The sequence below is a fragment of the Streptomyces sp. NPDC048420 genome, from assembly GCF_040651535.1.
Lineage (GTDB): Bacteria > Actinomycetota > Actinomycetes > Streptomycetales > Streptomycetaceae > Streptomyces.
Map to the genome: position 1 here is coordinate 1 of NZ_JBEZKG010000033.1, position 13,404 is coordinate 13,404.

Genomic DNA, 13,404 nt, shown 5'->3' on the forward strand with positions numbered 1-13,404 from the left:
AAACGCCCGGTTACATTCCGAACCCGGAAGCTAAGCCTTACAGCGCCGATGGTACTGCAGGGGGGACCCTGTGGGAGAGTAGGACACCGCCGAACTCCTTTTAGATAGAAAGGCCCACACCATAAGGTGTGGGCCTTTCTGCGTTTCAGGTCCCTTCTCAAGGGGGCGCGAGGCGTCCCCTTGAGTTTTTTACAGGCGCCCTGCTGCCTTCAGCGCCAGATATGCGTCAGCCAGCGCCGGGGCCAGGTCGTCCGGCGTCGCGTCGACGACTGTCACTCCATGGCGACGGAGCTGCTCTGCTGTGCGTTGGCGCTCTGTCTGTGCCTGGGCCGCGGCTGCTGCTTCATAGATCGACTCGGTGTTTCCGCGGGCTCTGGCCATGCCGGCGATGTGCGGGTCCGCCACCGAAGCCAGTAGGACCGTGTGGCGTTGGGTGAGCTGAGGGAGAACGGGGAGCAGGCCCTCCTCGATCGGGGCGGCGTCCAGACTGGTGAGCAGCACGATCAGGGAGCGGCGAGGGGCCGTACGGAGCGCTGTGGCCGTGAGGCCGCGGGCGTTCGTTTCGACGAGTTCGGGTTCCAGGGGGGCCATTGCGTTGACCAAAGAGGGGAGCAGGTCGTTAGCGGTTCGCCCCTGGACAAGGGCGCGTACGCCACGGTCGTAAGCCAGCAGGTCCACGCGGTCGCCGGCGCGGGAGGCGAGTGCCGCCAGGAGCAGGGCCGCGTCCATGGAGGAGTCGAGGCGGGGGGCGTCGCCTACACGGCCTGCTGATGTGCGGCCGGTGTCGAGGACCAGGAGGATGTGGCGGTCGCGTTCGGGGCGCCAGGTGCGTACGGCGACCGAGGTCTGGCGGGCGGTGGCTCGCCAGTCGATGGAACGCGTGTCGTCGCCGGGGACGTATTCGCGCAGGCTGTCGAATTCGGTGCCTTCGCCGCGGGTGAGGACGCTGGTGCGGCCGTCGAGCTCGCGTAGCCGGGCGAGCTTGGAGGGGAGGTGCTTGCGGCTGGTGAACGGAGGCAGGACGCGGACCGTCCAGGGGACCTTGTGGGTGCCCTGGCGGGAGAAGAGCCGGAGGGGGCCGTAGGAGCGAATCGTCACTCGGTCGGCCTGGCGGTCGCCCCGGCGGGTGGGACGTAGACGGGTGGTGATGCGGCGGCGTTCGCCGGCGGGGATTGCCACGTGGTGTCGGGAGGCTTCTACCTCTGTGCCGGGCCTCCAGCTGCTGGGGGGCCAGGCGTCGCGGATGTGGGCGCGGAGGGGTCGGCCGGACGGGTTGGTGATCGTGAGGGTGACGTCGGCTGTCTCGCCCAGGCGGGCCGAGGTGTCGCCGGAGCGATTCAGGCCGAGCCGTCGTACGGGAGCCGCCAGGGCGAAGTCGCAGGCGCAGGCCACCGCCAAGGGGGCGTTGACGGCGAGGATCCCAGCCCAGCTGGGTTCCCAGATGCCGATTGGGACGGAGCCCAGGGCTGCGAGGAGCGCGGCGCGTCCGGTGAGGGCCATCAGCGGGGGACCGGGACGTGGGCGAGGATCGCGTTGATGACGGAATCGGCTGTCACGCCCTCCATCTCGGCCTCCGGGCGGAGTTGTACGCGGTGGCGGAGGGTGGGGAGGGCCAGGGCCTTCACGTCGTCGGGGATGACGTAGTCGCGGCCCGTGAGCCACGCCCACGCGCGCGAGGTGGCGAGAAGGGCGGTGGCGCCGCGCGGGGAGACGCCCAGGGTGAGGGACGGGGACTCGCGGGTGGCACGGCAGATGTCGACGACGTAAGCGGTGATCTCGGGGGAGACCGTTGTCTTGGCGACTGCTGCTCGCGCTGCTTCCAGGTCGGCCGGACCGGCCACCGGGCGTAGTCCGGCTGCCTGGAGGTCTCGGGGGTTGAAGCCCTCGGCGTGGCGGGTGAGGACGTCGATCTCGTCCTGGCGGGAGGGGAGCGGGATCGTCAGCTTGAGGAGGAAACGGTCCAGCTGGGCTTCGGGAAGGGGGTAGGTGCCCTCGTATTCGACCGGGTTCTGGGTCGCGGCGACCAGGAACGGGTCGGGGAGGAGGCGCGGGGTGCCGTCGACCGTGACCTGACGCTCCTCCATGGCTTCCAGGAGGGACGACTGGGTCTTCGGTGGGGTGCGGTTGATCTCGTCCGCGAGGAGGAGGTTGGTGAAGACCGGGCCGGGCTGGAAGGAGAACTCGGCGGAGCGGGTGTCGTAGACCAGGGAGCCGGTCACATCGCTTGGCATGAGGTCGGGGGTGAACTGGACGCGCTTGGTGTCGAGTTCGAGTGCGGATGCGAGGGCGCGGACGAGCAACGTTTTGGCGACCCCAGGGACTCCTTCTAGTAGGACGTGTCCGCGGCAGAGGAGGGCGACGACGAGACCGGTCACGGCGGGGTCCTGGCCGACCACGGCTTTGGCGATCTCGGCGCGCAGGGCTTCCAGGGAGGCCCGGGCGGTGCCCGGGTCCCCGGTGGTCCCGGCGTTGTCAGTGGTCGGGTCCATCATGAACGGCGTACCTCTCTTTCGAGGGCGTCGAGTTGGTCGGCTAGGGAGATGAGGGCTGCGTCGTCGCCGGGCGGCGGGCCGAAGAGGAGCGAGTGCAGGGCCTGTCCGTCTCCGTCGTTGTGGAGCTGGGCGGACAGGGCGGGGAGTAGTGCTTCGGGTGCGTGTGCCTGGGCGACGGGGACGCCTACGAGGGGGGCGAGGTTGGTGCGGGTGGTCGAGCGAAGAGCGTTGGCCGCGCGGTCGCGGGCGTTGGCCTTGCGGTAGAGGCGGGCGCGGCCTTCGACGGTTTCGGAGGCGCGGATCGCCACGGGGAGTTTTTCGGGCACGAGCGGGCCGAGACGGCGTGCCCTCCAGAGGGCGGCGAGTGCTGCCGCGAAGAAGAGCTGAAGCGTGCCCCAGAGCCAGCCCGAGGGGAGCAGGTCGAGGAAGCCCTTTTCCTCGCCCGGGTCGGTGGCGGAGTCCGAGAGTGAGGGGAGGTACCAGACCAGATGGGGGCGGGAGCCGAGGAGTTGGAGGGCGAGCGAGGCGTTGCCCTGCTCGTCGAGGGTGTCGTTGTGGAGGATGTCGGGCGCGCCGAGCACTACTGTGTCGCCGTCCCCGGAGGCCGCCGGGACACGCACCAGGGTGGCCAGACGGTCGCTGGGGTAGCACTCGTCGTTGCCGGGGCGGGTGACGGTGTAGCGGATGCCGCCGGTGTCTGCGGTGCCCGCGCGCCGGGCGGCCGGCAGGGCGCAGTCAGGGGAGAGCGTCGAGTCGAGGCTGGTGGCGGGGTCTGCCACGACGCCGGGGGCCAGGCGCTCGACGGACCAGCTGCCGGGGGCGACGAGGACGGTGCGGCCGCCGGAGCCCGCGGTCGCGGAGTGCAGTCGGCTCTGCTGGCGGTGGGTCAGGAGGTCGGGGACGGCCACCAGGAGCGTGGTGTCCGGGTCGGCCGCTGCGCGTGCCTCGTCCAGGGTGGTGACCACGCGCGTGTCGACACCCCGGTCGGCGAGGAGCTCGGCGACGGCGCGGCTGCCATAGGGGTCGGCGGAGCGCGGGTCGAGGTTGCCGTGGAGTTCGTTGGAGCGGATCGCCGCGATCGCCACGGCAGCGAGGAGGAGGAGCACGAGGGCGAGCACGACGCCCCGGGCGCGGGTCCAGACCTGGCGGGTGGTGGGCGAGACCGAGGTGGACGGGAGAGTGGCCTCGGTGGTCATTCGGCGGCTCCCCGGCGGACGTTGTGGTCCGTGTGGTCCGCGCTGTGGCTTCCGTCGGCGCTGATCGTGCTGTTCGTACTGTTCGTGAGCACCGGCTTGGTGCGCTCCAGGTCGCGGTCGAGTTCGGCGATGCGGTGGTACGACTGCTCGGTCGCGGCCCGGCCGCCGTATGTGATGTCGTCGAAGTCCCGGGCCGCGGATCGCAGTCCGTCCGCGTGGGAGGGCAGGGCACGGCCCGCTTCCGCGGCGGCCTCGTCAGCGGTGCGGCCGGGGCGGGCGTCGAGGAGGGCGCGTTCCTCCAGTGAGCGGACGATGGCGCGCATGCGTTCCTGGACGGCCTGGTTCCAGTGGCCCTGGGCGGCGTGGGCCTCGGCGGCCACGCGGTGGTCGGCGGCGCTGCGGGGGCGGTCGTCGAACAGGGCGGCGGAGGAGACCGGACCGCGGCGCGGGCTGCCCAGGCGCCACCACAGTGCGCCGACGACCAGGAGGACGGCGGCGATGACGACGACCAGGCCGAGCGGTCCTCCCGGTGTCGCGGACGAAGCGGCGCTGAACAGCTTGTCGACCCAGTCCCAGAACGCGTTGAGGGCGCGCTGGAACCAGCTGGGGTCGTTCTCGTGGTACATGCGCTTGGACAGCTCGCGGCGGGCCGCCTCCCGCGCGGGATCACGCGGGATCGTCAGAGGCGGTTCGTCGGCCGACCGTGCAATGGACAGCACGGATGTGTCGCCGGCGCGCAGCATGGTGAGCACTCCCCCCGGCAGGTTCACCGCATCAGCTCCCGGGAGTGGGGCCGGTGCCGTAGCCCTGGACGCCGGCCGCGCGGGCCAGTTCGAGGTCGAGGGCCTCGCGGCGGATCCGCTGGTCGATGTAGAGGAGCACGGTGACGCCCGCCGTGATCGGGAAGGTGATCATGGAGCCGATCACCGAGCCGATGCCGCTGACGATGAGGAACGTCCAGCCGAGGTCGCCGGTGCCGTTGACGAAGCCGCTGACGCCTTCGCCGCTCAGCGCCGCGGCGAGGAAGGTGAAGGGGATGACCACGATCGCGGCGACGATGTTAGCGATGATCGCGGCCAGCAGCTGGATGCCGAGGACTCGCCACCAGGAGCCGCGGACCAGCTTGGTGGAACGGCTCATCGACTTCACGATGCTCTGCTTCTCCAGCATCAGCGCGGGCGAGGCCAGCGAGAAGCGGATCATCAGCCACAGTGCGACGACACCAGCTCCGATGACGCCCAGGACGGCGAGGGCGATACCGCCGCCGTTCGAGCCCGCGGCGGCCACGAGGATGCCGGGCAGTGCACCGACGAGGAGCACGCCGAAGGTGATGAGCAGCAGCAGGAAAATCAGGCCGAACAGTCTGGGCACCTGCGGGCGGGCGTCGCGCCAGGCCTCACCGGTGGTGACGGGCTTGCCGAGGACGGCCCGGCTGGTGACGGTGGTGAGCAGCGCGGTCGCGGCGACGGTGCCGATCAGGGAGATCAGGAAGACGACGCCGGTGCCGAGCATGGCGTCGCCCATGGCACGGGTCAGCTCTTCGGCACTGGCGCTCGGATCGTTGAGAGCCTCGGTGCCGGCGGTGTCGTTCAGGACGAAGCCCTGGAGCAGGATGACGAGGACCTCGGTCACGACAGCGACGGTCAGGGAGATGCCCAGGACCGTACGCCAGTAGGTGCGCATGGTGGAGACAGCGCCGTCGAGGATCTCGCCCACGCCGAGAGGGCGCAGGGGGATCACGCCGGGTTTGGCCGCGGGCGGGGGCCCGCCCCAGCCGCCGTATCCGGGGCGACTTCCATGACCGCCGCCCCAACCCGGGGGAGAGCCGTAGCCTCCGGGCGGGCCGGCGGGGGGCTGGGATCCCCAGCCCGGGCCGGGCGGTGGGGGCGGAGGGGCTTGGCCGGGAGCGGCGGAGCCTGTCGGCGCCGACCACTGACCGGGTGGCGGCTGCTCCTGGGACCACTTCGAGCCGGCCTCCTGCGGGGTCTCCTCAGGCTGCTGCGCGGGGTCGGGCCGGTCGGCGGGCTCGGCGGAACCGGACGTGCCGGGCTCGTGCCCGTCGGACGGGGCGGATCCGGGCGAGGCCCAGCCCGGAGTGTCTTTCATCGTCGCTCCTTCACGGTGCCCGTCCGCGGTCGCGGCGGCAGGTTGGCAGCCATCGTGCCATGGGGTGGTGGGCGAAGGACCAGCCGCGGTACGGGCTGCACACCTTCAATACTCCGCCGGACAAGGGGCAGACTGACCGCATGGCTGATCAGTACGTGCAATCCGGCGAGGACAACAAGCCCACCGAGATACCGGCGATCCGCTGGGAGGAGCCACCCGAAGGCCCCGTCCTGGTGCTTCTCGACCAGACGAGGCTGCCGGCCGAGGAGGTCGAACTGGTTTGTACGGACGCGTCCGCGCTGGTGGAGGCCATCCGTTCGCTCGCCGTGCGCGGGGCGCCCTTGCTCGGCATCGCGGGGGCGTACGGGGTCGCGCTCGCCGCCGCGCGCGGGTTCGACGTGGACGAGGCGGCGACCGTGCTGGCGGGCGCGCGTCCCACCGCGGTGAACCTCGCTGTCGGGGTGCGCAGAGCCGAGGCCGCCTACCGGGCCGAGCTCGGCAGGAGCGGTGATCAGGAGCAGGCGGCCGGGGCTGCCCTGGCGGCGGCGCGCGCGTTGCACCGTGAGGACGCCGCGGCCAGTGCCGAGATGGCCGAGCGCGGGCTGGCGCTGCTGGACGAGCTGCTGCCGGGTGGCGGGCACCGGATCCTGACGCACTGCAACACCGGTTCATTGGTGTCCGGCGGTGAGGGGACGGCGTTCGCCGTGGCGCTGGCGGCTCATCGGGCTGGGCGGTTGCGACGGCTGTGGGTGGACGAGACCCGGCCCCTGCTGCAGGGCGCCCGGCTGACGGCGTACGAGGCGGCGCGCAGCGGGATGGCGTACACCTTGCTGACCGACAACGCGGCGGGTTCCCTGTTCGCGGCCGGGGAGGTGGACGCGGTGCTGATCGGGGCCGACCGGATCGCGGCCGACGGCTCGGTGGCGAACAAGGTGGGGAGCTATCCGCTCGCGGTGCTCGCGCGGTATCACCATGTGCCGTTCATCGTGGTGGCGCCGGTGACCACGGTGGATCCGGACACGCCGGACGGGGCGTCGATCGAGGTCGAGCAGCGGGCAGGGCACGAGGTCACCGAGATCGTGGCGCCCCAGGTGCCGGTGGCGGGGGCCGAGGCGGGAGGCGGGATTCCGGTGGCGCCGCTGGGGACCCAGGCGTACAACCCGGCCTTCGACGTGACGCCGCCGGAGCTGGTGACGGCGATCGTCACGGAGCAGGGTGTCGTCTCGCCGGTGACGACCGAGGCGCTCGCCGGGCTGTGTGCCGACGCGCGGCAGGTGGCAGGCGGCTGACATCGGTGGATGACATCGGCGGCGGCGGACGAGGGCAGACAGTGACACTCCAGTACGACTAAGGTCACTGGTCGGTGACCTGTCTCACCACTGCCTTCGCCGATGTTACGAGAATGGGATGATGTCTTTATGAAGGGACGAGTCCTTGTCGTCGACGACGACACCGCACTTGCCGAGATGTTGGGCATCGTGCTGCGTGGTGAAGGTTTTGAGCCGTCTTTCGTAGCCGACGGTGACAAGGCGCTGGCCGCTTTCCGCGAGGCCAAGCCGGATCTGGTGCTGCTGGATCTGATGCTGCCCGGACGGGACGGTATCGAGGTGTGCCGCCTGATCAGGGCGGAGTCCGGGGTGCCGATCGTGATGCTGACGGCGAAGAGTGACACCGTCGATGTCGTCGTGGGGCTGGAGTCCGGCGCCGACGACTACATCGTGAAGCCGTTCAAGCCGAAGGAGCTGGTGGCCCGGATCCGGGCGCGGCTTCGGAGGTCGGAGGAGCCGGCGCCGGAGCAACTGGCCATAGGGGACCTGGTCATCGATGTGGCCGGGCACTCTGTGAAGCGGGAAGGGCAGTCCATCGCGCTGACACCGCTGGAGTTCGACCTGCTGGTCGCGCTCGCGCGCAAGCCGTGGCAGGTGTTCACGCGTGAGGTGCTGCTGGAGCAGGTGTGGGGTTACCGGCATGCCGCCGACACCCGGCTCGTGAATGTGCATGTACAGCGGCTGCGCTCCAAGGTCGAGAAGGACCCGGAGCGGCCCGAGATCGTGGTGACTGTCCGTGGTGTGGGTTACAAGGCAGGACCCAGCTGACATGTCCGGAGACAGTGCCGCTTCGTCGCCCGGGCGGACCGGGGCGGGTACGGGGCGGCCTGTCGGGCGGACCAGGGCCGGCTCCCGCTGGGGGCGGTTCCTCGAAGGAGGGCTGCTGCAGGGCGGAGTCCAGGGCAGCCCGGTCCTGAGGCTGTTCATGCGGTGGGTGCGCCGGCCGTTGCTGCCGGTCATGCGCCTGTGGCGGCGCAACATCCAGCTCAAGGTCGTTGTCACGACCCTGCTGATGTCGCTCGGCGTCGTGCTCCTGCTCGGCTTCGTCGTCATCGGTCAGGTGCGCAACGGCCTGCTCGACGCCAAGGTGAAGGCGTCGCAGAGCCAGGCCACCGGCGGGTTCGCGGTGGCCAAGCAGAAGTCGGACGAGGCCGGGGCCGGGACCGACAACGGGGCCACGGCGGACGGCCAGTCCGACCAGAACGTCATCGAGTGGATGAGCAACCTCGTCTACTCGCTCTCCAGCGGTGGTCAGGGTGCCTTCGACGTGGTGACCCTGCCTGTGGGCGGCGACAGCGGAAGCGGGCGCGGGCCGCGTGCCTCCGGTGACGTCGATCCGACGGCGAGCGTGCCCGAGGACCTGCGGGCGAAGGTCGACGACAGTACGGCGGCCGCACAGAGCTACACCCGCATCGTCTACGACGCCGACCAGGAGTCCGAGCCGGCCCTGGTCATCGGCAAGCAGGTCAACGACCCCAACGGCGACCCGTACCAGCTGTACTACCTCTTCCCGCTCACGCAGGAGGAGAAGTCGCTCAGCCTGGTCAAGGGCACTCTGGCAACCGCCGGGCTCTTCGTCGTCGTACTCCTCGGAGCCATCGCCTGGCTCGTGGTGCGGCAGGTCGTCACGCCGGTGCGGATGGCGGCCGGGATCGCCGAGCGGCTGTCCGCGGGGCGGCTGCAGGAGCGGATGAAGGTCACCGGTGAGGATGACATCGCCCGGCTCGGTGAGGCCTTCAACAAGATGGCGCAGAACCTTCAGCTGAAGATCCAGCAGCTGGAGGACCTGTCGCGGATGCAGCGGCGGTTCGTCTCGGACGTGTCGCACGAGCTGCGGACGCCGCTGACGACCGTACGGATGGCCGCAGACGTCATCCATGACGCGCGCGAGGACTTCGATCCGATGACCGCGCGTTCGGCCGAGCTGCTCGCCGACCAGCTGGACCGTTTCGAGACGCTGCTCGCGGATCTGCTGGAGATCAGCCGCTTCGACGCGGGCGCGGCGGCGCTGGAGGCGGAGCCGATAGACCTCAGGGAGGTCGTGCGGCGGGTGGTCGGCGGGGCCGCCCCGCTTGCCGAGCGCAAGGGCACCACGGTACGGATCGTGGGCGACCAGCAGCCTGTTGTCGCGGAGGCGGACGCCCGGCGGGTGGAGCGGGTGCTGCGCAATCTCGTCGTCAACGCAGTTGAGCACGGCGAGGGCAAGGACGTCGTCGTCAAGCTGGCCTCGGCGGGCGGGGCGGTCGCGATCGCGGTGCGCGACTACGGCGTCGGGCTCAAGCCGGGCGAGGCCACACGCGTGTTCAGCCGCTTCTGGCGGGCCGACCCGGCACGCGCGCGTACCACCGGCGGTACGGGCCTGGGACTGTCCATCGCCCTGGAGGACGCACGGCTGCACGGCGGCTGGCTGCAGGCGTGGGGTGAGCCGGGCGGCGGTTCGCAGTTCCGGCTGACGCTGCCCAGGACGGCCGACGAGCCGCTGAGGGGCTCGCCGATACCGCTGGAGCCCAAGGACTCACGCCGTAACCGTGGACTTAATGACGCCGGCTTGCCGCGCGGGGGCGGGGACAAGGCGGCCACCGTACCGGTCCAGCCGACGGGCGACCAGGTGACCGCGCGGGACCCGATAGCGCCCAGGTCGGTCGGCGTGACACCCACGGCCGATCCGGCGGCGCTGCCCGGCAACGGCGCGCGCGTGGTGCCCCGACCGACCTCGAACGGACGACGGGACGGTACGGCCGCCGCGGACGGGCCCGGCTCCGGGACGGCGAGCCGCCCGGGCGCCGGGTCGGAGGAGTCGTACGAACAGCAGGGGGAGGCATTCCGTGGACGCTGACCGCGAGGGGAGCGGCCGGCGCGCGCCGGGGCGGGCGGCGGCATACGCCGCCTGTGGGGTCGTACTGCTGGCGGGATGTGCCTCCATGCCGGACAGCGGGGACCTGCGGGGGGTCGACTCCACGCCTCGGCAGGACACGCAGGTGCGGGTCTTCGCGATGCCGCCGCAGGAGGACGCCGAGCCCACGGACATCGTGCAGGGCTTTCTGGAGGCGCTGACCAGCGACGATCCGAACTACGAGACGGCCCGTCAGTATCTGACCGCAGGTGCGGCGAAGCACTGGCAGCCGAGGCTGTCCACCACCGTCCTCGACGACGGGCCCAGGGCGGACATCGTGCGCCCCGTCGGCCGGGAGCAGGAGCAGAACGGCGACACGTCGTTCACGCTGTCCGGCACCAGGGTGGCCGAGGTGGACGCGCAGCAGTCGTACTCGCCGGCCTCCGGTACCTACCAGGAGACCGTGCACCTCGTGCACGACAAGAAGACCAAGCAGTGGCGGATCGACAGCCCTCCGCCGGGAGTCGTCATGGGGCAGTCGGATTTCCAGCGCAACTACGTGGCCGTCAACAAGTACTACTTCGCCTCGAACACCCAGGCGGTGACGTCTCCGCAGACCGTGGCGGTCGCCGATCCGGTGTATGTGCGTGAACGGGTGGACCCCATGACGCAGTTGGTGGAATCGCTGCTCAGCGGGCCGACCAGCTGGCTCGACCCGGTCGTCAGGACGAGTTTTCCCACCGGTACGGCTCTGAAGAAGGGCATTCCCCCGCTGGCCCCGGACGACCGCAACACGCTGACGGTGCCACTCAACAACAAGGTCAAGAACGTCAGTCCGGACCAGTGTGAGGCGATGGCGGCACAGTTGCTGTTCACGCTGCGGAACCTCGCGCCTGCGGTGGAGACCGTCGCACTGCAGGTGGGCGGCAAGCCGCTGTGTTCCGCCGACGAGAGTGATGCCGACGGCGTCGCCACGCGCGGGTCGGTCGAGAGCCCCGAGTTCCTGTACTTCGTGGACGGACAGCACAAGCTGGTTCGGACCCAGGCCCATCCGGAAGGCAGCAGCGCGAAGCCGGTGCCGGTACCGGTTCCCGGCGCGCTGGGCAAGGGCGACAAGGATTTGGCGTCGGTGGCCGTCTCGCGTGACGAGCACATGGCGGCCGGTGTCGGCATCGACGGCAAGACGCTGTACGTCGGGTCGCTGGTGTCGGGCGGATCGCTCGGGGAGCCGGTCTTGGTCAGTAGCGGCAAGACTGCCCAGGACCGGCTGACGACGCCGAGCTGGGACACCGAGGGCGACCTGTGGGTGGCCGACCGGAACCCCGCCGATCCACGGCTGCTGCTGTTCAAGGAGGGCGCCGGTGAGCCGTTGACGGTGGCGACTCCCGGGCTTGACGGGCGCATCAAGGATCTTCGGGTGGCCGCCGACGGGGTGCGGATCGCGCTCGTCGTGGAGAAGGGCGGCAAGCAGTCGCTGTTCGTCGGCCGCATTGAGCGGGAGGGGAAGATCGGGGACGCGCAGAGCGTCTCGGTGCGGGAACTGCGCTCCACGACACCGGATCTGGAGGAGGTCACGACCATGTCCTGGGCCGGCGACAGCAGGCTCGTGGTGGTCGGGCGCGAACAGGGCGGTGTGCAGCAGACGCGGTACGTCCAGGTCGACGGGTCCACGCCGGAGGGGCCGCCGCCGACCGCGCTGACGGGCGTGAAGGAGATCGCCGCGTCCGAGGACGACGAGATGCCGTTGGTGGCGTACTCCGAGGACGGGATCGTACGGCTGCCGTCGGGGGCGCAGTGGCAGAAGGTGGACGCGGACGGGACGGCGCCGGTCTATCCGGGGTGAGGTCCTGGATCCGCGCTGTCGGAAGCGGCCGCTTTTGCCGGGGAAGACCCTGGCGGGGGCGGCCGCTCCTGTTCTGCGGTGGGTGAGGGATTCGCCGTTGGGCGGGGGCGGGCCGGGTTCTTCGTACCGCGGGGTCTGACGGGCGTGCCGGGCGGGCTGCGCCGACCCGGGTCGATTCACTGCATGGGGCAGGGATTTGTGCTGGGAACTGCTGGTCGTGCGGGGGGCAGAGTTTTCCACAGGGAGTTATCCACAGGGGTGGCCGGTCGGCCTCGGCGTTGGCACAGTGGTGGTCATGCGGGGGTGGTGGCAGGACCTCACCGATCTGGTGCTGCCGGCCGAGTGCGGAGGCTGCGGGAGGCCTCGCACGGTGCTCTGTCCGGAGTGCCGTGCCGCCCTGAGCGGGGCCGCACCGCGCCGGGTGCGACCGGTGCCGGAGCCGCCCGGACTACCGGTCGTGCACGCGGCGGCTCGGTATGCGGACTCGGTACGGGCGGTGCTGCTGGCCCACAAGGAACGAGGAGCGCTGGCGCTGGCCGGGCCGCTCGGGACGACTTTGGCAGGGGCCGTGTGGAGGAGTGTGTGGGAGGTCTGTGAGGCGGGCGGTGGGGGATCGGTGCCGGGGTGGACTCGGGAGTGCGAGAAGCGGAGGGCTGGGGCCGAGGGGCGGGTCAGTGAGGTGCAGCCTGCCGGAGTCGGTGAGTTGCCGCCGGGTGCCGTGGTCGGCGGTGGGTGGCCGGGGGGAGCGCTCGAGGTGCCGGTGCTGCTCGTTCCTGTGCCGTCCGCGCGGCGGGCGGTGCGGGCTCGGGGGCATGATCCGGCGCGGCGGATCGCGCTCATGGCGGCCGGGGAGCTGCGGCGGGCGGGGATGCCGGCACGGGTGGTGGCCGTACTGCGGCAGCGGCGGGGCGTGGCCGACCAGTCGGGGCTCGACTCCCGGCAGCGGCTGGACAATCTCGCGGGCGCGCTGACCGTGGTCCCCGGTGGTGGGCGGCTGCTGGGAGAGGGGCTGGTCGTGCTGGTCGACGACCTGATGACGACCGGCGCGTCTCTGGCCGAGGCGGCCCGGGCCGTCCGGGAGGCGAGGGGGCGGGAGAACGCGGGGTACCGGGCTGAACGGATGACGGCCGGACACCGTGATCAACGGCAACAGGAGATGGGTGGGCACGGTGCTCGGCAGGGGGTGGGTGCAGGCCGCGGACGTCGGGAGGGGGAGATGGGCGTGCGGAGTGGGCAGCGGCCGCCGGAGGCAGGCGTACGGCGTGAGCATCGGCAGTCGGAGTCGGAGTCGGAGTCGGAGTCGGGTGCTTGGTGCGGGCGTGAGCGTGTGCAGTCGGACGCCGGAGAGCCGAGTGGTCGAGGGCAGTGGGGTACGGGTGGACGTCATGGGGAACACCGGCGGGACGGAAGTGGGCGTCGGGGTGGCCTGGCGATGGCCGGATGCGGAGGCGAGGCGGCCGGCGTCGTGTACACCGCCGCAACTCGGGAAAGCATGGGGGAACAGATGGTCGCAGTGACGGAGGAGGACACGGGCCGGGAGTGCCGCTCGGTGACGTCGGCGGGCGCCGTTGCCGTCCGTGACGTGATCTGCGCAGCTGTGGTCGCG

General features: G+C 71.1%; 9 protein-coding genes, 1 rRNA gene and 1 pseudogene. 6 read left to right on the plus strand and 5 right to left on the minus strand.

All coding sequences use genetic code 11. The annotated features are described in order from the left end of the window. Positions 1-95: ribosomal RNA gene (gene rrf / locus AB0D34_RS40625) — 5S ribosomal RNA — on the plus strand; the annotation flags it as partial. 94 nt (positions 96-189) lie between these two features. On the opposite strand, the gene AB0D34_RS40630 is transcribed toward rrf, so the two are convergent. Genes AB0D34_RS40630 through AB0D34_RS40650 form a run of 5 tightly spaced genes read right to left on the minus strand, consistent with a single transcriptional unit; the run spans position 190 to position 5,794 of the window. After that, complete coding sequence (locus AB0D34_RS40630; RefSeq protein ID WP_362671583.1) at positions 190-1,500, minus strand: DUF58 domain-containing protein; 1,311 nt, start codon at positions 1,498-1,500, stop codon at positions 190-192. Next, a complete protein-coding gene (locus AB0D34_RS40635) occupies positions 1,500-2,489 on the minus strand; it encodes a MoxR family ATPase (protein WP_362671586.1) in 990 nt (329 codons plus the stop codon). The genes AB0D34_RS40630 and AB0D34_RS40635 overlap by 1 nt, the downstream gene beginning before the upstream one ends. Further along, positions 2,489-3,688, minus strand: coding sequence for a DUF4350 domain-containing protein (locus AB0D34_RS40640; protein ID WP_362671589.1), 1,200 nt, complete (start codon positions 3,686-3,688; stop codon positions 2,489-2,491). The genes AB0D34_RS40635 and AB0D34_RS40640 overlap by 1 nt, the downstream gene beginning before the upstream one ends. Then, positions 3,685-4,431 (minus strand): DUF4129 domain-containing protein, encoded by a 747-nt coding sequence (locus AB0D34_RS40645; RefSeq protein ID WP_362671711.1) that lies wholly within the window; start codon positions 4,429-4,431, stop codon positions 3,685-3,687. The genes AB0D34_RS40640 and AB0D34_RS40645 overlap by 4 nt, the downstream gene beginning before the upstream one ends. Before the next feature lie 31 nt (positions 4,432-4,462). Continuing rightward, positions 4,463-5,794 (minus strand): glycerophosphoryl diester phosphodiesterase membrane domain-containing protein, encoded by a 1,332-nt coding sequence (locus AB0D34_RS40650; protein ID WP_362671591.1) that lies wholly within the window; start codon positions 5,792-5,794, stop codon positions 4,463-4,465. Positions 5,795-5,934: 140 nt separating this feature from the next. On the opposite strand from AB0D34_RS40650, the gene mtnA reads away from it, so the two are divergent. From mtnA to AB0D34_RS40675, 5 genes and pseudogenes are all read left to right on the plus strand, one after another. After that, complete coding sequence (mtnA, locus tag AB0D34_RS40655; protein ID WP_362671594.1) at positions 5,935-7,083, plus strand: S-methyl-5-thioribose-1-phosphate isomerase; 1,149 nt, start codon at positions 5,935-5,937, stop codon at positions 7,081-7,083. 129 nt (positions 7,084-7,212) lie between these two features. Beyond that, positions 7,213-7,890, plus strand: a complete 678-nt coding sequence (gene mtrA, locus AB0D34_RS40660; protein WP_005486885.1) for a two-component system response regulator MtrA — start codon at positions 7,213-7,215, stop codon at positions 7,888-7,890. Between the two features lies 1 nt (position 7,891). Continuing rightward, positions 7,892-9,958 (plus strand): MtrAB system histidine kinase MtrB, encoded by a 2,067-nt coding sequence (gene mtrB / locus AB0D34_RS40665; protein ID WP_362671597.1) that lies wholly within the window; start codon positions 7,892-7,894, stop codon positions 9,956-9,958. Further along, entirely contained in the window at positions 9,948-11,798 is a 1,851-nt protein-coding gene (locus tag AB0D34_RS40670) for an LpqB family beta-propeller domain-containing protein (protein WP_362671599.1), read from the plus strand. The genes mtrB and AB0D34_RS40670 overlap by 11 nt, the downstream gene beginning before the upstream one ends. A 295-nt stretch (positions 11,799-12,093) precedes the next feature. Continuing rightward, positions 12,094-12,882, plus strand: a pseudogene (locus AB0D34_RS40675) (ComF family protein); the annotation flags it as partial. Positions 12,883-13,404 lie beyond the last annotated feature (522 nt).

Excerpts from the sequence above, each read along its gene's own strand:
- AB0D34_RS40630 (WP_362671583.1), bottom strand. The coding sequence starts at position 1,500 with ATGGCCCTCACCGGACGCGCCGCGCTCCTCGCAGCCCTGGGCTCCGTC.
- AB0D34_RS40635 (WP_362671586.1), bottom strand. The coding sequence starts at position 2,489 with ATGGACCCGACCACTGACAACGCCGGGACCACCGGGGACCCGGGCACC.
- AB0D34_RS40640 (WP_362671589.1), bottom strand. The coding sequence starts at position 3,688 with ATGACCACCGAGGCCACTCTCCCGTCCACCTCGGTCTCGCCCACCACC.
- AB0D34_RS40645 (WP_362671711.1), bottom strand. The coding sequence starts at position 4,431 with ATGCTGCGCGCCGGCGACACATCCGTGCTGTCCATTGCACGGTCGGCC.
- AB0D34_RS40650 (WP_362671591.1), bottom strand. The coding sequence starts at position 5,794 with ATGAAAGACACTCCGGGCTGGGCCTCGCCCGGATCCGCCCCGTCCGAC.
- mtnA (WP_362671594.1), top strand. The coding sequence starts at position 5,935 with ATGGCTGATCAGTACGTGCAATCCGGCGAGGACAACAAGCCCACCGAG.
- mtrA (WP_005486885.1), top strand. The coding sequence starts at position 7,213 with ATGAAGGGACGAGTCCTTGTCGTCGACGACGACACCGCACTTGCCGAG.
- mtrB (WP_362671597.1), top strand. The coding sequence starts at position 7,892 with ATGTCCGGAGACAGTGCCGCTTCGTCGCCCGGGCGGACCGGGGCGGGT.